16 protein-coding genes and 1 other RNA gene are annotated in these 20829 nt (G+C 66.2%); 7 read left to right on the top strand and 10 right to left on the bottom strand.

The genetic code is table 11. The features are described 5' to 3' along the window. Positions 1-60: 60 nt before the first annotated feature. The gene (locus ABV408_RS00415; protein ID WP_035469780.1) at positions 61-483 is read right to left on the bottom strand and encodes a rhodanese-like domain-containing protein; all 423 of its coding nucleotides are present in this window, start codon (positions 481-483) and stop codon (positions 61-63) included. 340 nt (positions 484-823) lie between these two features. On the opposite strand from ABV408_RS00415, the gene gpmI reads away from it, so the two are divergent. The 3 genes from gpmI (at position 824) to ABV408_RS00400 (ending at position 5277) form a co-directional block, all read left to right on the top strand. After that, a complete protein-coding gene (gpmI, locus tag ABV408_RS00410; protein ID WP_353980584.1) occupies positions 824-2404 on the top strand; it encodes a 2,3-bisphosphoglycerate-independent phosphoglycerate mutase in 1581 nt (526 codons plus the stop codon). A gap of 48 nt (positions 2405-2452) precedes the next feature. Further along, a complete protein-coding gene (locus ABV408_RS00405) occupies positions 2453-3601 on the top strand; it encodes a peptidoglycan DD-metalloendopeptidase family protein (RefSeq protein ID WP_353980583.1) in 1149 nt (382 codons plus the stop codon). Positions 3602-3930: 329 nt separating this feature from the next. Next, positions 3931-5277: a S41 family peptidase gene (locus ABV408_RS00400; protein WP_353980582.1), complete on the top strand. Its 1347-nt coding sequence runs from the start codon at positions 3931-3933 to the stop codon at positions 5275-5277. A 74-nt stretch (positions 5278-5351) separates the two neighbouring features. On the opposite strand, the gene ABV408_RS00395 is transcribed toward ABV408_RS00400, so the two are convergent. The 7 genes from ABV408_RS00395 to ABV408_RS00365 form a co-directional block, all read right to left on the bottom strand. Beyond that, positions 5352-6596, bottom strand: coding sequence for a UbiH/UbiF/VisC/COQ6 family ubiquinone biosynthesis hydroxylase (locus ABV408_RS00395; protein ID WP_353980581.1), 1245 nt, complete (start codon positions 6594-6596; stop codon positions 5352-5354). A 25-nt stretch (positions 6597-6621) separates the two neighbouring features. Next, complete coding sequence (gene ubiH / locus ABV408_RS00390; protein ID WP_353980580.1) at positions 6622-7845, bottom strand: 2-octaprenyl-6-methoxyphenyl hydroxylase; 1224 nt, start codon at positions 7843-7845, stop codon at positions 6622-6624. Between the two features lie 210 nt (positions 7846-8055). Then, on the bottom strand, positions 8056-9585 hold the full coding sequence (locus tag ABV408_RS00385) for a TolC family protein (RefSeq protein WP_353980579.1): 1530 nt from the start codon (positions 9583-9585) through the stop codon (positions 8056-8058). A gap of 51 nt (positions 9586-9636) precedes the next feature. Continuing rightward, positions 9637-11028, bottom strand: a complete 1392-nt coding sequence (locus ABV408_RS00380) for an HlyD family type I secretion periplasmic adaptor subunit (RefSeq protein ID WP_353980578.1) — start codon at positions 11026-11028, stop codon at positions 9637-9639. Next, on the bottom strand, positions 11028-12863 hold the full coding sequence (locus tag ABV408_RS00375; RefSeq protein ID WP_353980577.1) for a type I secretion system permease/ATPase: 1836 nt from the start codon (positions 12861-12863) through the stop codon (positions 11028-11030). Before ABV408_RS00375 ends, ABV408_RS00380 begins: the two co-directional genes overlap by 1 nt. A gap of 444 nt (positions 12864-13307) precedes the next feature. Further along, positions 13308-14687, bottom strand: a complete 1380-nt coding sequence (pepP, locus tag ABV408_RS00370) for a Xaa-Pro aminopeptidase (RefSeq protein ID WP_353980576.1) — start codon at positions 14685-14687, stop codon at positions 13308-13310. Positions 14688-14779: 92 nt separating this feature from the next. Then, positions 14780-15400 (bottom strand): UPF0149 family protein, encoded by a 621-nt coding sequence (locus tag ABV408_RS00365; RefSeq protein ID WP_353980575.1) that lies wholly within the window; start codon positions 15398-15400, stop codon positions 14780-14782. Positions 15401-15589: 189 nt separating this feature from the next. On the opposite strand from ABV408_RS00365, the gene ABV408_RS00360 reads away from it, so the two are divergent. The 3 genes from ABV408_RS00360 (at position 15590) to ABV408_RS00350 (ending at position 16866) form a co-directional block, all read left to right on the top strand. After that, positions 15590-15904 (top strand): cell division protein ZapA, encoded by a 315-nt coding sequence (locus tag ABV408_RS00360; RefSeq protein WP_353980574.1) that lies wholly within the window; start codon positions 15590-15592, stop codon positions 15902-15904. 74 nt (positions 15905-15978) lie between these two features. Beyond that, positions 15979-16164, top strand: a non-coding RNA gene (gene ssrS, locus ABV408_RS00355) — 6S RNA. A 93-nt stretch (positions 16165-16257) separates the two neighbouring features. After that, positions 16258-16866, top strand: a complete 609-nt coding sequence (locus tag ABV408_RS00350; RefSeq protein WP_353982258.1) for a 5-formyltetrahydrofolate cyclo-ligase — start codon at positions 16258-16260, stop codon at positions 16864-16866. 571 nt (positions 16867-17437) lie between these two features. Here ABV408_RS00350 and ilvA read toward each other — a convergent pair. Then, the gene (gene ilvA / locus ABV408_RS00345; RefSeq protein ID WP_353980573.1) at positions 17438-18955 is read right to left on the bottom strand and encodes a threonine ammonia-lyase, biosynthetic; all 1518 of its coding nucleotides are present in this window, start codon (positions 18953-18955) and stop codon (positions 17438-17440) included. 187 nt (positions 18956-19142) lie between these two features. Between ilvA and rpiA the strand changes: the two genes are divergently transcribed. Next, positions 19143-19814 (top strand): ribose-5-phosphate isomerase RpiA, encoded by a 672-nt coding sequence (gene rpiA / locus ABV408_RS00340; protein ID WP_353980571.1) that lies wholly within the window; start codon positions 19143-19145, stop codon positions 19812-19814. A gap of 7 nt (positions 19815-19821) precedes the next feature. On the opposite strand, the gene ABV408_RS00335 is transcribed toward rpiA, so the two are convergent. After that, a complete protein-coding gene (locus tag ABV408_RS00335) occupies positions 19822-20817 on the bottom strand; it encodes a 2-hydroxyacid dehydrogenase (RefSeq protein WP_353980570.1) in 996 nt (331 codons plus the stop codon). Between the last annotated feature and the right edge of the window lie 12 nt (positions 20818-20829).

The raw sequence follows: 20829 nt of genomic DNA, 5'->3' as shown, positions 1-20829 counted from the left end.
CTTTGGGTTAGATCGGAGCGGTTGGCGCGTAGCCCGCGGTCGGGCACGTATCGGGTCGGCTCAGCGCTTGACCACCGGCAGGCTGTCGGCCTGCCACTGGGCCATGCCGCCCTTGAGCTTGTAGACCCGCGAGAAGCCCGCCTGGCTCAGCTCGGTGACCGCAGCCGCCGAGCTCTGGCCATGCTTGCAGACCACCACCACGGGCTGGTCCTTGTGCTTCTCCAACTGGCCCAGGCGCTCCTTGAGGCGGGCCTGGGGCACGTTCTTGGCGCCGGCGATATGGCCGGCCTTGAACTCGGCGCTGTCGCGGATATCGATGACGACGCCATCTTCGCGGTTGATCAGCGTGGTCGCTTCGCTGGTGGAGACGCCGGAAGCGCTGCCCCGCTTGGCCTCGAACGCCAGCCACGCGAGCAGCACGACCAGGAAGGCGCTGACCAGCAGCGGATGATTTTCAATGAATTCGAACAACTGATCGATCATGGGTCTGCCGACACTCTCAAAGCGGGAATGCTGGGGCCGGGAAGCGCCGGGCCGCAAGACGCGGCGGCGCGATTCCTGGCGCGCGTGGCCAAGCGCTGGCGCGGCACCTGAACCCAGGCAAAAGCACCACGCTGGCTGAAACTCACGGCCCGTTTTCGGGCGCCGGCCATTATACACGAGGCGGCAGCCGAGACGAGGCGCACGCCGGCCGAGCCGATGCCGCGGGTGCGCTATCTCCCGTGGGTGCGCTATGCTGCGAGGCCGGGGCGTGCCCGCCGCGCTGCCCTGCGTATCGTCACCCTGTATGTTTTTCGTTCATCCGATCTTACCGAGGCTTGTCATGGCAGAGACTTCCACGCCGCGCCCCGTGGCGCTCTTGATTCTCGACGGCTACGGCCAGAACGACGATAGCGCCGCCAATGCGGTCGCCAGGGCCGAGACGCCGGTGATGGATCGGCTCAAGCGCGACTACCCCAACACCCTGATCCACACCGATGGCCCCTATGTCGGTCTGCCCGAGGGGCAGATGGGCAACTCCGAAGTGGGCCACATGAACATCGGCGCCGGGCGCATCGTCTACCAGGACTTCACCCGGATCACCAAGGCGATCGAGGATGGCGAGCTGGGCGAGATCGCGGCGCTGACCACGCCGATCGACGATGCCATCGCCAATGACCGCGCGGTGCATCTGATGGGGCTGCTCTCGCCGGGTGGCGTACACAGCCACGAAGATCACCTGCTGGCGGTGGCCGAGCTCGCCGCCGCCCGCGGCGCCAAGCGTATCTACCTGCACGCCTTCACCGATGGCCGCGACACTGCGCCCAAGAGCGCCGGTGCCTCGATCGAGCGCGCCAACGCCAAGCTCGCCGAGCTGGTCGGCGGCGACAACGGCTTCGTCGCCTCGCTGGTGGGCCGCTACTACGCCATGGACCGCGACAACCGCTGGGACCGGGTCGAACAAGCCTACCGTCTGGTGGCCCTCGGCGAGGCCGATCAGATCGCCGAGAGCGCCGAGGCGGGGCTGGATGCGGCCTACGACCGCGGCGAGACCGACGAATTCGTCAGCGCCACCGCGGTACGCCCGAACGGTGACAAGCTCGCCATCGCCGAGGGTGACGCCGCGCTGTTCCTCAACTTCCGCGCCGATCGCGCACGCGAGCTGACCCGCGCCTTCGTCAATCCGGATTTCGACGGCTTCGACCGCGGCGAGCGGCTGAAGCTCGCGGGCGAGGGGCTGGTGATGCTGACCCAGTACGCCGACGACATCGACACGCCGGTCGCCTTCCCGCCCAAGGATCTGGTCAACACCCTGGGCGAAGTCGCCGCCAGCCACGGGCTCAAGCAGCTGCGCATTGCCGAGACCGAGAAGTACGCCCATGTCACCTTCTTCTTCTCCGGCGGCCGCGAGGAGCCGTTCGACGGCGAGGATCGCGAGCTGATCCCCTCGCCCAAGGACGTCAGAACCTACGACGAAAAGCCGGAGATGAGCGCTTATGAGCTGACCGACACCCTGGTCGGCGCGATCGAAAGCGGCAAGTACGACCTGATCATCTGCAACTACGCCAACGGCGACATGGTCGGCCACACCGGCGATCTCGACGCCGCCACCAAGGCAGTGGAAGCGGTCGACGTCTGTCTCGGCCGGGTGGTCGAGGCGATCCAGAAGGCCGGCGGCGAGTGCCTGGTCACCGCCGACCACGGCAACGCCGAGCTGATGACCGACCCCAAGACCGGCAACCCGCACACCGCCCACACCACCTTCATGGTGCCGCTGGTCTACGTGCATCGGGATGGCCAGGACGACGCGACCGCGCTGCAGGCGGATGGCCGCCTGTGCGACCTCGCGCCGACGCTGTTGCACCTGCTGCACCAGCCGGTCCCCGAGGAGATGACCGGCAACGTGCTGATCAAGGGGGCCTGACGCGGGCATGGTGGTAGTGCAACGTGACACCGCAGGACCCCGGCGCTCGTGACGCGCGGGGGGCTGCGCCTGGGGGTGATCGTGCTGGCCGGCAGCCTGCTGCTGGCCGGCCCTGTGTGGGGTCAGGCCAACCCGCAGGAGGCGCGCGCGCGTCTCGATAGCCTGGCCACCGACATCGAAGCGCTGCAGGGCAAGCTCAAGCAGACCCAGGCGGCGCGCGGCGACGCCCAGGGCCAGCTCGAGACAGTGGAGACCGCGATCGGCGCGATCCACAAGCGCATGGATGCGCTCCAGGACGAGCGCCACGACCTCGACGACCAGGTGGCCACACTCAGCGCCCAGCGCCAGACCTTGGACGCCGAACGCCACCGCCAGCGCCAGGCCCTGGCGCAGCAGTTCGATGCGCTCTATCGGCTCGGCACCACGCCGCAGCTCAAACTGCTGCTCAATCAGGACGACCCCGCCGAAGTCGATCGTCTGCAGCACTATCTCAATGCGATCTCGCAGGCGCGCCAGGCACGCCTCGACAAGTTGCGCGATCTCAACCGTCAGCTCGACCAGAACCTCGCCGCGATCGACCAGCGCCGCCAGCGTCTCGATCAGGTGCAGCGCGATCTCGACCAGCAGCGCGAACGCCTGGCCACCAGCCTGCGCGAGCGCCAGACGCTGGTCGCCAAGCTCGACTCGCGCTATGCCAGCGAGCAGTCACGGCTGGAGGATCTCAACCAGGACCGCGCCCACGTCGAGCGGCTGCTCGATCGCATGCAGCAGGAGCTGTCCAAGCTCAAGCAGCCGCCGCCCTCGACCGCCATCCGCAAGACCCGCGGCGATCTGCCGTGGCCGGTACAGGGGCGCGTGCTCTCGAATTATGGCGACGGTGACGGGGTCGATCGCAACGGCGTGCTGATCGGTGCCGCTGCCGGCAGCGCGGTCAAGGCGGTGCATGCCGGGCGCGTGGTGTTCGCCAACTGGATGCGCGGCTTCGGCAACTTGCTGATCCTCGACCACGGCGATGGCGTGCTCACCCTCTACGCCCACCTGCAGCAGTTCACGGTCACCCCCGGCCAGCAGGTCTCCAACGGCCAGACCGTGGGTGCCGTGGGCGACACCGGCGGCCAGACCCGCCCCGCGCTCTACTTCGAGGTGCGCCAGAACGGCGAGCCGATCAACCCCAACCGCTGGATGGCCAAGCGCTGAGCCCCTCACATGCTAGAACGTCTTTCGCGACCGCTAGACGACATGAGCTTATCCGGCGGCAGGGCGCCGCGAGGGCACTGTGAACCCCTCCCTGGGCGCTACCTTTGCCATCCCTGACAAAGGACCCTCGCTTTGCCCTGCCCCCGGCGCCCATCGTCGGAGGGTTTGGAAATGGGCTCTTGCGCCGCGTTAACATCCGCCCCGGGAGAGGCTATGCTGGGGTTATAAAACGCCGTTCCATCATCCGGACAATCGCATCCACGTAGCGCCGGGTGGCAGCCCCCGTCGGCGCCAGCGGCCCCTCATCCAGCCCGAGTCGCGGAGACCGCATGACATCCACCCGCCCGAATGCCCTGGCTCGTCGCCGGTGGCTCGCCCCCGCCGCCTGCGCCCTGAGCCTGGCCCTGGCCATTCCCGGTGCGGCGCTGGCCGCCGAACCGGCCGCGACACGCCAGCCCACCGACGACGACCTGCCGGTCAAGGACGTGCAGACCTTCGCCGAGGTCTTCGAACGTATCAAGCGCGCCTACGTCGAGGAGGTCGACGACAAGACCCTGCTGCGCAACGCCATGCGCGGCATGCTCAGCCAGCTCGACCCACACTCGGAGTATCTGGATGCCGATGCCTTCGAGGCGCTGCGTGAAACCACCGAGGGCGAGTTCAGCGGCGTGGGCATCGAGGTCGGGCTGCGCGACGATCAGCTCACGGTGATCTCGCCGATCGACGACACCCCGGCGGCCAAGGCGGGTATCCAGCCCGGCGACCGTATCGTCGCCATCGACGGCACGCCCACCGAGAACCTGACGCTGCAGGAAGCGGTCGACCTGATGCGCGGCGACCCCGGCAGCCACATCCAGCTGACCATCCTGCGCGACAGCGAGCAGACGCCGCGCACCTTAGACCTGCAGCGTGAGTCGATCCAGTCGGAGAGCGTCACCCAGCGCGAGCTCGAGCCCGGCTACGGCTACCTGCGCATCAGCCAGTTCCAGAGCCGTACCGGCGACCAGACGCGTGAGGCGCTGGCAGCGCTCACCGCCAAGGGGCCGCTCAAGGGGCTGGTACTGGACCTGCGCAACAACCCCGGCGGCGTACTCTCCAGCGCCACCGAAGTCGCCGATCAGTTTCTCTCCAGCGGGCTGATCGTCTACACCAAGGGCCGCCTGGTCGACGACGACATGCGCTTCACCGCCCACGCTGCCACCCTGGCGCCGGACGTGCCGCTGGTGGTGCTGATCAACGGCGGCAGCGCCTCGGCGGCGGAGATCGTCGCCGGTGCGCTGCAGGATCAGCAGCGGGCGGTCTTGATGGGCACCCAGAGCTTCGGCAAGGGGTCGGTGCAGCAGGTACTGCCGCTGGGCAACGGTGACGGCCTCAAGCTGACCACGGCGCGCTACTACACCCCGAGCGGGCGCTCGATCCAGGCCGAGGGTATCACCCCAGACGTGCGTGTGGTGCGCGGCCGGCTGGAGGTCGACGATACCCCCGGCTTCCAGCTGCGCGAGTCCGATCTGCGCGGCCACCTGCAGAACGCCAGCCCGAGTGCGCAGCGCAACGCCCCGGAGACGCCTATCGCCGCCAACGACTATCAGTTGAGCGAAGCGCTCAACCTGCTCAAGGCGCTCAACGTGGTCAAACGCCCGAGCGCTGCGCCTGCCGCCACGCCCGCGACCCCCTGAGCGGCACGCCGGCGCTCCCTGGACGAGTTATCTAGCAAGACGGCTGCCCATGGGCAGCCGTCTGATGACACACACTAGCGACACCGCTGTGGCACGTCGCCATATTCGCCCAGCGCCTGGCGGATCAGCAGGCGCTTGAGCAGCGGCAGCCGGTCGACCCCGGAGAGCCCCCAGTTGCGTGCCAGCCGCAGCGCCGGCTGACGGCTGCCGAAGAGCCGCTGGAAACCCTGCATGGCGGCGAGCATCGCCGCGTTCTCGCCGCGCCGGCGCCGCGCATAGCGCGCCAGAATGCGCGGGTCGCCGGGCTCAGCCCCGCGCTGGCGGGCGCGTATCCACTCCTCGGCCAGCACCGCGGCGTCCATCAGCCCCAGATTGACTCCCTGCCCGGCCAGCGGATGCAGGGTGTGGGCGGCATCGCCGATCAGCGCCAGGCCCTCGGCGACATAGTCGCTGGCGTGGCGCTGCACGATGGGAAAGTGGGGTGCCGCATCGATCACCTCGAGCCGCCCCAGGCGCCCGTCGCTGGCCCGTTCGAGCTCACCGGCCAGCGCTGCACGCCCGCTCTCCTGCTCGCCCAGTGCGGTGAGCCGGTGGGCCTCCGCCGGCGTGGTCGACCACACGATCGAACAGTGGTGCGCTGCGCCATCGATCACCAGCGGCAGAAACGCCAGCGGGCCGCTGGGCAGGAAGACCTGGCGCGCGGTGCCCGCATGGCCATGCTCGCAGCGTACGCTGGTGACCACCGCCGCCTGGCCGGTATCGCGGGCGGAGAGCGCGATGCCCGCCAGGGTCCGCAGCGGCGAGTGAGCCCCATCGGCGCCCACCACCAGCGGCGCGCGCCACTGCTCGCCGCTGTCCAGGGTGATCACCGCCTGCCCCGCCTCGCGGGTGTAGCCGGTCAGGCGCACGCCGCGCAGGCAGGTGACCTGGGGCAGCGCCTCGAGCCGCGCCTCGAGCCCGGCGACCAGCAGATCGTTCTCGACGATATGGCCCAGCGCCTCGACGCCGACGTCATCGGCATCGAAGCCGATCTCGCCGCCGCCCTCACCGTCCCACACTTGCATGCGGCGATAGGGCGCGACGCGCCGGGCGGAGACCCAGGGCCAGACGCCGAGCGATACCAGCAGCCGCTGCGAGGCGGCGGTCAGCGCGCTCACCCGCAGGGCCGGTGCGCCCTCGCCCGGCGGCGTCGCCCGTTCCGCGGGCGGCGCGGCATCGAACAGCGCGACCCGCCAGCCGGCCTCGCCCAGCAGCAGCGCCAGCGTGGCGCCGACCATCCCGCCGCCGACGATCAGCACGTCGCTGGTTGGCTGTGTCATGTCGGATCTCCCGTCTTGCTCGTCGTCATCTCTCGAGCCCCATGGCTCGTCTCGCCACCATTCGCTTGAGCGGCGCCAGGGCGTTGAGCCCACTCAGCCCCAGCCCACGCGCCTGCCCCATCAGCGGATAGTTCAGACCGAACAGCCGGATCAAGCCGTCGCTGAAGCGCACGATCTGGCGATAGTCGGCACTGCGCCGCGCCTCGAACGCCGCCAGCACGCTGGCATCCCCTGGCGAGCGCCCCTCGGCCCGGGCACGTTGGATCTCGGCGGCCAGGTCAATCACCCCACGCAGAGCCAGGTTGAAGCCCTGCCCCGCCACCGGGTGCAGCGCATGGGCGGCGTTGCCGAGCACCGCCAGGCCGGGGCGGATCGTCTCGCGCGCGGTGACCAACGACAGCGGATAGGCGTGACGCTGGCCGACCCGCTGAAAGCGCCCGGCGCGATCACCGAAGGCGTACTGCAGCCGGCTCAGAAAGGCATCGTCGGAGAGCGCCAGCGCGGCCTGTTCGGCACCCTGCTCGAAGGTCCACACCAGCGTCATGCGCCGCCCCGAGAGCGGCAGCAGCGCGATCGGCCCCTCGCTACTGAAGCGCTCGAAGGCCCAGCCCTGATGCGCCCGGCTGGTCTCGACGGTAGCGATCAGCGCGCTCTGATCGTAGGCGTGGTGCGCGCTCTCGATCCCCAGGCGCTCCTTGAGGCCGGAGCGGCCACCGTCGGCGAGCACGGTCAGCCCGGCCTCCAGCCTCTGGCCGTCGTCCAGGGTCAGCCGATAGCCTTCGGGGGTAGCGTCGAGCGCCTCGACCCGGGCCGGACAGTGCCAGTCGAGTGGCAGCTCGGCGAGCCGGCGGTGCAGCACCCGACCCATCCAGGCATTGGGGATCACATAGCCCAGCGCCTCGCTGCCGACATCCTCGGCGTGCAGCCGGGTCACCCCCAACTGGCCGCGCTCGCTGATATGGATATGGCGGATCGGCGTGGCCTGCGCCGCCATGCCCTCGCCCTCGGCGGCAGACCACAACGCCAGACGCTCGAAATGGCGCCGCGAGCCGTAGGCGATGGCGCTGGCCCGCACGTCGAAGCTGGGCTGCAACGGCGCCGTATCCGTGGCGGGCAGCGGCTGGGCCTCGACGATCGCGATGCGCAGCCCCGCCTCGCGGGCCAGCTCGCCCAGCGCGCAGGCCAGGCTGGCGCCGACCAGGCCGCCGCCGATGATCGCCACATCGACCTTGATAGGGTGAGATCGCATGTCGCTGTCTCCCTCCGAATGCTTGCGTTGGCCCGCTATCCTTGACCGACGGCTACTCAAAACACAGCGGCTGCCGGCACATTGCCGACAGCCGCTGCTCTCGAGTTTACCGCAGGCACAGCTACAAGCCAGACCAATGACCTATACCAGCGACACACAGAGCGCCGACAAAACCCGCCGTGATATCGGCGTGCGACTAACAGCCATGCCTCATCCAGTCGCTGGCCGCGCCACGATGTGATTCAACTGGCGCATGACATTAACCATATCGTTGGTATCGAGATCGCCTACGGCAGCCTCCAGCTTGAGACGATCGAGCAACCATCGGCGGAAGACCTCGACATACTGGATACGCTGGGTGTAAAGATCGGCGCGGGCATCGAGTACGTCCACGAGATCGCGCAGACCCAGGGCCGCGCCTTTGTCAGCCGCTTCGAGATAGAGCTCTCCGGAGTCGATCGATCGCGCCAGCGCTTGGAGGCGCTTGATATCAGCGCCGATGCTGCGTCGATATTGGCGTATTTGTTCCCAGGTTTGACGTTGCGCGTTGGCAACGTCCGCCATCGCCGCCTTTTCGAGCAGTGTTCCTTGCCGTACCCGGGTTTGGGTGTAGCCGCCACGATAGAGGTTCACGCTGGCCTGCAGGGTGGCGCGCTTATCCTCGCTGTCACGATAGGGGTCGTCGCTGTCACGCTTCGAATAGGAGAGGCCCAGCGTCAGCTCGGGGTAGTAATCGGCCCGGCGAGTGTCGATATCGGCATGGGCCAGGCGCCGGCGCGCTTCGGCCAGCCTTACATCGGCGTTGTTGGCGATACTATCTTTCAACTTGGCCAGTACCACTGGCGGCTCGAAGCCATCGACCGGGAGTTCACGTAGCACGAAACCGTCGAAATCTACCGTAATACCCGTCAAGCGCTCCAGCGCGGTGAGGGAGTCGATGACGTCATCACGGGCGGCAGCGATGTCGGCCAGCGTGCGGTCGAACTCGGCCTGTGCCGCCAGCAGGTCGATACGATCACCGATGCCGAGATCATAAGCTCGCTGGGCTTGCCGGACTTGCAGGTCGAGCGATTCGCGCTTGCTCTCCAGCAGGTCGACACGCAGCGCGTAATAAAAGCTATCGAGATAGGTTTCCGCAACTTGCAGCGCCAGATCTCGCTCATGGGTCTCGACTTGTAACCAGGCAGCATCTCGCTGGCGATTGGCCTTTTGCAGTTGGCGTACTCGCTCCATCGAGAAGAGCGGCTGCGACAGCGATAGCCGTCGATCCGTATCGGTCGCGATCCCTTGGCAGCGCCGCTCGAACGCCTCACCAGCGGCGGGCACCCCTGTCTCGGGGTCATCGATACAGCTCTGCACATTACCGTCGGTGTAGATATTGCGGCTTCGGGTGTAACTGCGCGACAGACTGGCATCGATTTGGGGCTTGAATCGCGCCCAGGCGAGCGGCACCTCGAGCCCTTCGGCCTGGGCACGCAGGCGCTGGCTGGTCAGCGACGCTTCGTGTTCCAGCGCATGTGCGAACAGTTGCGGCAGCGAGGGTAGTTCGCTCTGCCCATCGCCGGCATCATCGCCAGGCAATGGTGTGCCAGGCCGCTCGACAGGTGTCGCGGTGAGCGGTAACTGCCCCGAGGTGCGCCAGGTCTCACCGTCTTCTGGAGCAATGACCGAGCTACGAGCGATGTTCGCGAAAAAGTCCGCACTGGCACTCGGGGCAGCCATCAGCACGCCAGCGAGCAAGACTGGGGCCAGGCATCTCGACCGGGATATCGACGTTATCACGCGGCCTCCTCAGTCCTGGCGCATGGCACGGTGGAGCATGTCGACGACAGGCTGGATGAGATAGTCGAGCAAGGTCTTTTCTCCGGTCTGAATCATTACCTCGGCGGGCATACCGGAGAGCAGCCGCATGTCATCGGTCATCTCCTTCTTCCCTGACGGGGAAACACGCAGCAGCGCTCGGTAATAACTCACCCCCGTACTTTCATCCTCGAAACTGTCGGCAGAGACATGCTCGACTTCACCCGCCACCACCGGCGCACGGCGCTGGTTGAAGGCACTGAAGCGGATTTCGGCCGGTTGGCCAGGGTAGATACTGTCGATGTCTTGCGAGGGGATACGCGCTTCGATCAGAAAGCCACCGCCCTTGGGCACGATGCTCATCAGCGGTTCGCCGCCCTTAACCACTGCACCGATCGTATGGATATCCAGCCCAACAACGGTGCCAGTGACCGGGGCCAGAATGCGTGTGCGCCTGACTTGATCCCTGAGTGCAACCCTGCGCTCGCTGGCATCGGCTAGTTGCGCCTGAGCCTGACGTAGCTGCTCACCGAGTTCGCGCTGATAATGCTGGCGCTGGGTTTCGATACGAGAACGGTTTTCGCTGATTCTCGACTGTAGCTGGGCGATCTGTGCCTTGGCCTGGGCGATGTCGGATTCGAACTGCAGCACCTGGCGCCGCAGCTCCCGGATGCGCTGGTTGTTGCCAAGACCTTCCTTGAACAGCGACTGGTAATCTTCGATCTCCGCGCGCAGGGAGTCGATACGCTGCCGATCGATGCCACTGGTCTGGCGCAGGCCATCGATCTGCTCATGAAATTGCCTGGTCTGCTGCTCGAGCGAGGCGATCTCGCCTTGTAGCGAGCTGCGCCGAGAGAAGAACAGGCTGCGCTGGACATCCAGGATCTGCCCAAAGCGTTCGTTCCCTTGCGCCATCTCTCGTAGCGCCTGGGAGAAGGCCAGATCGGTGTCGCCACGCTGCTCTGCGAGCAGCCTCGCTTCCTGAGCCCCTGCGATGAAAGCGTTGGCGCGGGCGATATCGAGCTGCGCGCGTGCCTGCGTATCGTCCAACACCATCAAGGTATCGCCGGCTTCCACGTCGTCACCGTCTTCGACATTGATGGCGACGACGATACCCCCTTCCAGATGCTGTACTGTCTTTTTGAAGCTTTCGACCGAGACACTACCGCCCGCCACGACCGCCACCGACAGGGGCGCCAGCGCCGCCCATGAGCCAAAGCCGCCAAAGGCGACCAGCAGAATCGCCATCCCCACCCATTGCGCGCGACGACCGCTGGTAGGCAACCGATGCTGGCGCAGGATCGAGTCCTGGGTATCGCTGCCCTTGGCTTGCTGGCCACCATCGGTATAGCTAGGCGCCGAGGTCTTCGTCTTCTTGCGCATCATTCGCTCCCCCTCGCACCCTTGATCGTGGCCCGAGAAGGCATAGAGGCACCGTGGTTAGAAGGCTGGTCGCTGGCCGCTGTTCGCGGCGGTCCCGCCAGTTTTCCCAGTAGCTCCCGGCTGGGGCCGGAGGCTGCGACCTTCCCTTCCTTGAGCACCAGGAGGCGATCGACTCGCCTGAGAATCCCCGTGCGATGGGAAATGATGAACAGGGTGACGTCGTCCTGTTTGAGTCTCTCGATCGCCTCGCCCAGGGCTCGCTCACCGCTGTCGTCGAGATTGGAGTTGGGTTCGTCGAGGATCACCAATCGCGGCTGGCCATAGAGTGCCCGAGCCAGCCCGATGCGCTGACGTTGGCCACCGGACAGCGAGCCGCTGGCGTCAGCAATGACGGTGTCGTAGCCCTCGGGTTGCTGCAGTATCATCTCGTGCACACCCGCCCGCCTGGCTGCTTCGACCACCAGTGCCGAATCGACCTCACCGAAACGGGCAATGTTCTCGCCGATGGTGCCTTCGAACAGTTCGATATCCTGGGGCAGATAGCCGATATGAGGCCCCAGCTCATCACGGTTCCACTGCGTGATGTCGGCACCATCGAGCCGCACCTTGCCAGCCAGGGGCGGCCATAGCCCCAATAGCGCACGCGCCAGAGAGGATTTACCGGAAGCACTGGGACCGACGATGCCAATGTGCTCGCCCGGCTCGACGTCGAAATCGATACCACTCAGTGCCGGCGTGCGCGCACCCGGCGGGCCGACCGTCAGATGCTGAACGCTGACTTTTCCTTGTGGCACGGGCAGTGACATGCGCTCTTGTTCGTCAGTCGTTTCGGACAATAACGTCTGGAGCCGCTGGTGGGCGCTGCGCGCAGCCACGAAGCCCTTCCAGGCATTGATCATCTGATCGATGGGCGCCAGCGCTCGCCCCATCAGAATGGAGCCAGCGATCATCATGCCGGGGCTGATGGCGCCATCCAGCACCAGCAAGGCACCGAGCCCCAGGATCAGAGACTGGGACAGCAGGCGTAGCACCTTGGAGACATTGGAGAAGGTGCCGGCCCGATCGCTGGCCCACGACTGTTTGAGAAGAAATGCCTGATGGTGCGTCGCCCAGCGGCGTCGAATGCCGGGCAGCATGCCCATGGCGTGCAGTACCTCGGCGTTGCGCAGATTGGCATTGGCCAGCGCCTGGGCCTGAATGTGGTCGCCATTGGCTTGAGCCAGTAATCCTCGGGTCGCGTACTCGTTGGCGATCGCCATGATCAGCAACACGCTGGCGGCACCGATGGCGAAAACACCGAACCAGACGTTGAAGAGAAACAGCACACCGATGTAGATCGGTATCCACGGAACATCGAAAAAAGCGAACAGGCCGTTACCGGCCAGAAACTGACGCAGGCTGGAGAGATCGCTGAGCGGTTGCGCCGTCTGGCGTCCGGCAGCCGACAGCCCCCGGCGAAACATCGCGGTATAGAGCTGTTCGCTGACCAGCGTGTCCAGGCGGTTCCCGGCTCGCACGAGCAGCCGCGAGCGGACGATTTCCAGGCCGCCCATGACCACGAAGAGGAAGACCATGATGAGCGTCAGCATCAGCAGCGTGGCTTCGCTGCGCGTGGTGATGACGCGATCATAGACCTGCAGCATGTAGAGCGGCGGCACCAGCATCAACAGATTGATGAACAGACTGAAAAAGCCTGCCGAGACGAAAGTGTGCCTGCAGGCTTTTATCGCCCGACTCAACGCTGTCGGTACATCATTGCCGGATGAGCCGGGCTTTACGGCGGGTGTTGGCCTTGACCTGGACCTTGATTTTATCATTTGACGCTCAGTCCACATTGTCTGTCGTAGCGTTTGCTCCGCACGACGCCTCCGCAACGTGCCAGATGCTCATTTAATAATTTCTTTATTTATTATTCCTAATAGGTTTTTGCATGCCGACTCCGCATCAGCGCTTTATTCATTGTCGTGCACGAGTCAATGGCAGCACGACTGAAAAAGCAATAGCCGCAAGACCATTGTAGATTTAGACAAATCTAAAAAAACATATCCTAACTTTTAATCAGAAGCGGGGCCGCCTCGGGACGCATTCGGGGGAGGGTGTGGCAGAGGGGTGTCCGACAGACATGTGTCTGACAACATCGAACGCCATGGCGCCATCGCGAAAACCAGATGACCGCCAGCAGTGGCGGTCATCATTGGGTGTCGCTGATGGGATTCAGCAGCAGGTCGTTCAGTGCGATGGCTTTATAGCGCAGCGCCATCGATGCTGCCGACCAGATATCACTGCGATGCCGCGCCGGCCATCAGCGCTTCGATCTCGTCAGCCGCCTTGGGCACGCCGGCGGTCAGCACTTCTCCACCACCAGCGGTCACCACCACATCGTCCTCGATACGAATGCCGATACCACGATAGGCCGCGGGGATATCCTCGGCGTCGGGGATGTAGAGGCCCGGCTCGATGGTCAGCACCATGCCCGGTTCGAGTGGGCGCGGCTCGCCGTCGACCCGGTAGCTGCCGACATCGTGCACATCGAGCCCCAGCCAGTGCGAGGTGGAGTGGAGATAGAAGCGACGGTAGGCCTTGGACTCGATGCACGCGTCGAGTTCACCTTCGAGCAGGCCCAGTGCCAGCAGCCCGGCGGTGAGATCGCGCACCACGCCATCGTGGATCGCTTCCAGCGTGGTGCCCGGAGCGACCGCGGCCACGGCGCGCTCTTCCGCCGCCAGGACGACGTCGTAGAGGGCACGCTGGGCCTCGCTGAAACGGCCGTTGACCGGAAAGGTGCGGGTGATGTCGCCGGCGTAGAGATCGAACTCGGCACCGGCATCGATCAGTACCAGATCGCCGTCGGCGAGCCGGGCGGCATTCTCGACATAGTGCAGCACACAGGCGTTGATGCCACCGCCGACGATGGTGCCATAGGCGGGTGCGCGGGCGCCGTGCCAGGCGAACTCGTGCTCGATCGCTGCCTGCAGCTGATACTCGAAGCACCCCGGGCGGCTTTCGCGCATGGCGCGGCAGTGCGCCTGGGCACTGATCTCGGCGGCATGGCGCATCAGCGCCAGCTCGCTCTCGCTCTTGGTCAGGCGCAGTTCGTGGATCAGCGCGCTGACATCGACGAAGCCACTCGGGGCCGCCGCGCCGCGTCGTGCGCGCGCCTGCAGCCGGGCACGGATGCCGTCGGCCAGGGTCATGGCGTGGCTATCCGCCAGCGGCAGGTAGAGCGTGCGCCGCCCTTCCAGCAGGTCGGCCAGGTCGTCGCGACTGGCGTTGTCGAAGGCCTGATCCATACCGTAGTCACGTACCGCCCCTTCGGGGCCGATGCGAATGCCGGTCCAGGCCTCCTTCTCGGGGTCCTTCTCCTGGCAGAACAGCAGCGCCTCACCGGCCTCGCGGCCGGGCAGCAGCACCAGCAGCGCGTCCGGCTCGGGGAAGCCGCACAGATAGTGGAAGTCGCTGTGCTGACGGAAGGCGTAGTCGCTGTCGTGGTTGCGGGTCTTGAGCACGGCACCGGGCAGCAGCACCGCTGCGTCCTGTGGCAATTCGGCCATCAGGCGCTCACGCCGGGCGGCGTACTCTTCCTGGGCGATCGGGGCGGGCCCGGGGCGCAGATCCTCTGTCGTCACGGCGTCTTGTGTCGAACTCGCGGCTGTCGGCATGCTCTCTCCATAGGCGGGGTGTCCATCGCGCCAGGTGTCGTGCTCTTGGCGGTGCTCGTAGTGATGATCGTCATGGGAATCGCGCTGGCAGCTCAATGCAGCATCGGCGTGTCGTCGTTGCCGGTGGCGTCCGCGTCAGCCGAAAGGTCCTGCTCGCTCTGCTCGACCTGGGGCTGGCCGGGGTGCTGCTCGGTATACAGCAGCATCGCCGCCATGCGCGCGTGCTCGGTGAGCGCGAACAGGTCGTTCTCGTTCTCCGGGTCGTCGTCGATCTCGACCTCGATCGCCGCCAGCTGGCCAAGATCCTCGAGCGCTTCGCGCAGCGGGCTCGACCAGCGTTCGTAGGTCTCGCCATCGACTTCGTTGACCACTTCGGTGAAGCCCTGCACCCACTCCTTGAGCCCCTGGGCGCGCTCGCCCAGCGAGAACAGCTCGTCGGGCAGCAGCGGCTCGAAGTTGAGCTCCGATGCCGCCAGCGCGTCCAGGGTCTGGCGCCGCCAGCCCAGCAGCACGTCGGCATCTTCGCGGCTCTCCGGCTTTTCGACGTTGAGCGCCAGGCTCACCTCCTCCAGCCAGCGCTCGGCGCTGAGGTCCTCGAGCGCCAGCTCGGCGCACAGTCGCCCGTCGAAGAAGGCCGGTGACTGCAGACTGCCGTGGGCCAGGAATACATTGGCGACGGTGGAGAAATCGAGTTGCTCGTTGATGATCGACATGTCGGCATCCGTAGTGGCACGCCGCCCTGTGGCCCGCGCCGGCAGCGCGTTGACCGGGTGTGGGCGGCTCTCTATAGTGGCTGGTCAATCGCGGCGCCAGCGGCGCCGGCGGCCATCAGCATAGCCGCTGGCGGCGCGAATCCCCCCATTTTACCCGATCGGTCTTCAAGGCCCACCCCGGAGCGAACCATGAGCGACACGTCTCGCCCGACCACCGAAGTGACCCTCTTGGGCAAACCCTACGTGATCGCCTGCCCGCCGGAAGAGCAGGAGCAGTTGAAGCGCGCCGCGCGCTATCTCGACCGCGCCATGCACGGTATCCACTCCCGCGGCAAGGTACTGGGCGCGGAGAAGATCGCCATCATGGCGGCGCTCAACATCACCCACGAGCTGCTCAGTGCCCTCGATGCCAACCGCGCCGGCGAGCAGAGCTTGAGCGAGCTGGGTGAGCGTCTGGAGCGCGCCCTGAGCGGTATCGGCAACGACACGCAGGCCTCCCGCTGAGCCAGCAGCCCGGTCGTCGACCCGCCTGAGTCGATTGCGATTGGGCAACGCCGCCCCCTCTGCTACGATAGTGTCGTTCCCTGGGGTGTGCGCCAGTCGTTACAAGTCCCTCGAGCCTATGCGCAGTACCCAGGGGGCCAATAGCTAGGCAGGCCCGTGTGCATGTCCGCGCGACGGAAAGCCTAACGGCCTGCCTGCGGCCACCCACCTTGAACCAATGGGTTCAAGGGCCAGAACGACAGCGGCACTCTGGGGAACTCTGCTTGTCTTCGACGTCGATCACCAGCGCTCTCGATGACGGGTCCACCGCTGACGGACCCAACGCGCTTGCCCTCTCGGGCGATCGGCGTCGCCTGCGGCGCGACCTGCGCCGTGCTCGCCGTGCGCTGAGCCCTCACCAACAGCGCGTCGCCTCGCAGGCGCTGTGTCGGCGTCTACGCCGGCTGCCGGAGCTCCAACGTGCCCGCCGCGTGGCGCTCTACCTGCCCAACGATGGTGAAATAGACCCCACGCCGCTGATCGCCTGGCTGCGCCGGCGAGGTGCCGAGGTCTATCTGCCAGTGCTGCGCCCCCTGGTCGAGAACCGACTGTGGTTCGTGCGCTACGATAGCGATACGCGCATGCGCCGCAACCGCTTCGGCATCGCCGAGCCGCACACCCGCTTCGGCGCCAGACGCCAGCGCCGGCTGCCGGCCTGGGCGCTGGATACGGTACTACTGCCGCTGGTGGGATTCGATGGGGCCGGTGAACGCATCGGTATGGGTGGCGGCTTCTATGACCGCACCTTCGCCTTCACCCGCCTGCGTCGCCCGGCACCACGCTTGATCGGCCTGGCCCACGCCTGCCAACGGGTGACGGCGCTGCCGGTGGCCGTCTGGGACGTGCCGCTGGATGCGATCGTCAGCGACCGCGAGGTTCTCCGCCCGCAGCGCACCAAAGGCACGAACGACGACGGCCGGTAGCGCTGGAAACGCTACCGGCCGTCTTGCGATCAGTGCCCCGCCTCGGGCGGTCACTGATCGAGCGTGTCTGGTCTATCTACTACTGCTCTAGCTACTAATCTGACCTATCTACTACCCACTATCTAATAGTTACAGACTACTGACTACTACCTGCGAGTTTACTATCCGCAAAGGCTGCCCGCGGCCGTTACCCGCCGTATTGCCATCTTGCCGTATTGCTACAGCCTCAAGCGCCGAGTAGCGTCTGTGCATATCCCGTCGCAACGACACCCACGCCGAAAATCAGTACCAGTGCCATGACCAGGTCGGGCTTGCGTTTCATTTCGACTCCCAGAGATTCGGTTCGGTCTCCGCCCCCGCGGCGACGCGCACGACTATAGGGTTAGGCTAAAAGCTTGACAAGACGCTTGCCAGGCGGACTCCCCCCTTTTTTCGTTACTGAAGATTATCGGACGTTACCGAAAAAGGTTTAGCTCGAATTGACCCCGAAAAAGGAGCTATTTCATCATCGCCAAAACGCCGCCGGCCTCATGTAGAGGCCAGCGGCGTCAGGAATGGGGGAAAAGCCTGCTCAGGCCATGAACAGCCGGTAGGCGGTATTGTCGGTCTCTTTCCAGTAGCGGTAGCCGATCCGATCGAAGTGCTCCTCGGCATGGGCCCGGTCGCCATTGGGCATCTGCAGCCCGACCAGCACCCGCCCGTAGGCAGCGCCGTGGTTACGGTAGTGGAACAGCGAGATGTTCCAGTCGGCGGGCAGATGCGTCAGGAAGTTCATCAGCGCGCCGGGGCGCTCGGGAAATTCGAAGCGATAGACCTCTTCCGAGAACTCGACCTTGGGCCGACCGCCGCCGAGATGGCGAATATGCAGCTTGGCCAGTTCGTTATCGGTGAGATCCTCTACGGGGTAGTCCGCGTCGCGCAGCTTTTGGATCACCTCGGCGCGGTCCTCGCCACCCGGCTTGACCTGCACACCGACGAAGATATGCGCGCGGTCGGCGTCAGCGTAGCGGTAGTTGAATTCGGTCACCATGCGCCGCCCGATGGCGCGGCAGAACTGCTTGAAACTGCCCGGCCGCTCGGGGATCTCGACCGCCAGGATCGCTTCACGCTGCTCGCCGAGTTCGGTGCGCTCGGCGATGTGCTGGAGCCGGTCGAAGTTGATATTGGCGCCGGAGTTGATGCACAGCAGCGACTGGTCGCGCGCCTGGGTCTGCTGTACGTACTTCTTGAGCCCGGCCAGCGACAGCGCGCCGGAGGTCTCGGCGACCGCCCGGGTGTCATCGAAGGTGTCCTTGACCGCGGCACACATCTCGTCGGTGTTGACGGTGATGACGCCATCCACGGTGTGACGCAGGATCTCGAACGGCGCCTCGCCGATCTGGGCCACCGCGACCCCCTCGGCGAACACCCCGACCTGGTCCAGCACCACCCGCTCGCCGGCCTCCAGCGCCGCCTTGAGGCAGGCCGAATCCTCCGCCTCGACGCCGTAGACCTTGACCTCCGGGCGCAGGTACTTGATGTAGGCAGCGATCCCGGCCAGCAGCCCGCCGCCGCCCACCGGGACGAACACCGCATCCAGCGGCCCGGTGTGCTGGCGCAGGATCTCCATCGCCACGGTGCCCTGACCGGCGATGACGTCGTTGTCGTCATAGGGCGGAATATAGGTGTAGCCGTGCTCGGCGATCAGCGTCTTGGCATGCGCCAGCGCTTCGCCGAAGGCATCCCCCTTGAGTACCACCTTGGCGCCCCAGCCGCGCACCGCAGCCACCTTGATCTCGGGGGTGACCCGGGGCATCACGATCACCGCCTTGACCCCCATCTGACGCGCCGCCATCGCCAGCCCCTGGGCGTGGTTGCCGGCCGAGGCGGCAATCACGCCCTTCTCCTTCTGCGTCTCGTCGAGCTGCGCCATCTTGTTGTAGGCACCGCGAATCTTGAACGAGAACACCGGCTGCAGGTCTTCGCGCTTGATCAGAATGCGGTTGCCGAAGCGGCGCGAGAGCGAGGGCATGGGCGAAATGGGGGTCTCCCGGGCCGCTTCGTAGACGCGGGCCTGGAGGATCTTCTTGACGATGTCTTCGAGTAGCATTGCGGTGTCCTGGCGTATCGCACCACGGGTGGCTGCCTGAGCGCGCCGCGGAGAGCCCGGCGGCGGCGATGAGCGTGGCGGATCGACATTGTTAACAGACGCCAGCCCCGAGCGTCCAGCGGCATCGGCAGCGCGGGCGGCTTGCTCTATACTGGCGGCTCTCTTTTGCCAGCCTGCCAGAGCCGACATGACCCAGGACGACCTCAAACGCGCGGTGGCCGCCGCGGCGCTCGACGACATCGATAGCCTGCTGACGCCGGATGCGGTGATCGGCATCGGTACCGGCTCCACCGCCAATCATTTCATCGATCTGCTCGCCGCGCGGCGCCATGACTTTCGTGGTGCCGTGGCCAGTTCGGAGGCCAGCGCGGCCCGTCTGAAGGCCAACGGGATCGACGTGCTCGAGCTCAACCACGTGGGCACGGTGCCGGTCTATGTGGACGGCGCCGACGAGGTCGATGGCCGCCTGCGCATGATCAAGGGCGGTGGGGCCGCGCTCACCCGCGAGAAGATCGTCGCCGCCTGCGCCGAGCGCTTCGTCTGCATCGCAGATGCCAGCAAGCGGGTCGAAGTGCTCGGCGGCTTCCCGCTGCCGGTCGAGGTGATCCCGATGGCGCGCTCCTACGTCGCCCGTGAGATGGTCAAGCTCGGCATTACACCGGTCTACCGCGATGGCGTGCTGACCGACAACGGCAACCGCATCCTGGATGGCTACGACAAGCTGTTCGACGAGCCGGAAGCCATGGAAGCGGCCCTCGATGCCATCGTCGGCGTGGTCACCAACGGCCTGTTCGCCAAGCGCCCGGCCGACGTGCTGCTGCTTGGCGGTGCTGCGGGAGTCGAGCGCATCACCCGCTGAACGCGGCTCAAAGCTGGTTGGGGCAAGCCAGGTCGCGGGCGTAGGCGACCAGGTTGGCGCAGGTGACCTGCGCGATCTCGTCCAGCGCCTCGGCGGTGAAGAAGCCCTGATGGCCGGTGATCAGCACATTGGGGAAGCTGGCCAGGCGAGCGAAGACGTCGTCTTCGATGATCTCCGCCGAGTGGTCGTGGAAGAACAGCTCGCTCTCCTGCTCGTAGACGTCGATCGCCAGCGCGCCGAGCTGGCGCGACTTCAGCGCATCGATCACCGCCGGGGTGTCGATCAGCGCACCGCGCGACGTGTTGACCAGCATGGCGCCGGGCTTCATGCCCGCCAGCGCGGCGGCGTCGATCAGATGATGGGTCGCCTCGTTCAGCGGGCAGTGCAGCGAGACGATGTCCGCACGTGACAGCAGCGCCGCCAGCGGCACGTTCTCGCCGTAGGCCTCGAAGGCAGCCGCGGGAGAGGGGTCGTAACCCAGCACCTCGCAGCCCAACCCGTGCAGTATCCGCGCCATGGCCAGACCGATGCGGCCACTGCCGACCACCCCGGCGGTCTTGCCGTGCAGGGTCACCCCGAGCAGCCCATCGAGGGCGAAATTGCCCTCGCGCACCCGGTTGTAGGCGCGATGAGTCTTGCGGTTGAGCGTCATGATCATGGCCAGCGCATGCTCGGCCACCGCCTCCGGCGAGTAGGCCGGCACCCGCGCCACGAACAGGCCGAGCCGCCGGGCGGCCACCAGGTCGACGTTGTTGAAGCCGGCACAGCGCAGCACCACGGCGCCCACGCCCTGGGCGGCCAGGGCCTCGAGCACGGCCGCTTCGAGGGAGTCGTTGACGAACACGCAGACCGCGTCACTGCCCGCCGCCAGCGCCACCGTCTGCCGGGTCAGGGCGACGGGCTGGTAGTGCCACTCGATCTCGGCATCAGCGAAGCGGGTGGCGCCGACCTCGTCGAGAAAGCGACGGTCGTAGGGCTGGGCACTGTAGACGGTGACTCGCATGGCAACGCTCGC

The sequence above is a fragment of the Salinicola endophyticus genome (genome assembly GCF_040536835.1).
GTDB lineage: Bacteria > Pseudomonadota > Gammaproteobacteria > Pseudomonadales > Halomonadaceae > Salinicola > Salinicola endophyticus_A.
The sequence above is the reverse complement of the archived record's forward strand: the minus strand, read 5'-3'. Positions and strand labels throughout refer to the sequence as shown.

Bases quoted from the DNA above. Each gene is read 5' to 3' on its own strand.
- ubiH (WP_353980580.1), bottom strand. From the start codon at position 7,845: ATGCGATCTCACCCTATCAAGGTCGATGTGGCGATCATCGGCGGCGGC.
- pepP (WP_353980576.1), bottom strand. From the start codon at position 14,687: ATGCCGACAGCCGCGAGTTCGACACAAGACGCCGTGACGACAGAGGAT.
- ABV408_RS00335 (WP_353980570.1), bottom strand. From the start codon at position 20,817: ATGCGAGTCACCGTCTACAGTGCCCAGCCCTACGACCGTCGCTTTCTC.
- ilvA (WP_353980573.1), bottom strand. From the start codon at position 18,955: ATGCTACTCGAAGACATCGTCAAGAAGATCCTCCAGGCCCGCGTCTAC.
- rpiA (WP_353980571.1), top strand. From the start codon at position 19,143: ATGACCCAGGACGACCTCAAACGCGCGGTGGCCGCCGCGGCGCTCGAC.
- ABV408_RS00375 (WP_353980577.1), bottom strand. From the start codon at position 12,863: ATGTGGACTGAGCGTCAAATGATAAAATCAAGGTCCAGGTCAAGGCCA.
- ABV408_RS00415 (WP_035469780.1), bottom strand. From the start codon at position 483: ATGATCGATCAGTTGTTCGAATTCATTGAAAATCATCCGCTGCTGGTC.
- gpmI (WP_353980584.1), top strand. From the start codon at position 824: ATGGCAGAGACTTCCACGCCGCGCCCCGTGGCGCTCTTGATTCTCGAC.
- ABV408_RS00380 (WP_353980578.1), bottom strand. From the start codon at position 11,028: ATGCGCAAGAAGACGAAGACCTCGGCGCCTAGCTATACCGATGGTGGC.
- ABV408_RS00395 (WP_353980581.1), bottom strand. From the start codon at position 6,596: ATGACACAGCCAACCAGCGACGTGCTGATCGTCGGCGGCGGGATGGTC.
- ABV408_RS00400 (WP_353980582.1), top strand. From the start codon at position 3,931: ATGACATCCACCCGCCCGAATGCCCTGGCTCGTCGCCGGTGGCTCGCC.
- ABV408_RS00365 (WP_353980575.1), bottom strand. From the start codon at position 15,400: ATGTCGATCATCAACGAGCAACTCGATTTCTCCACCGTCGCCAATGTA.
- ABV408_RS00360 (WP_353980574.1), top strand. From the start codon at position 15,590: ATGAGCGACACGTCTCGCCCGACCACCGAAGTGACCCTCTTGGGCAAA.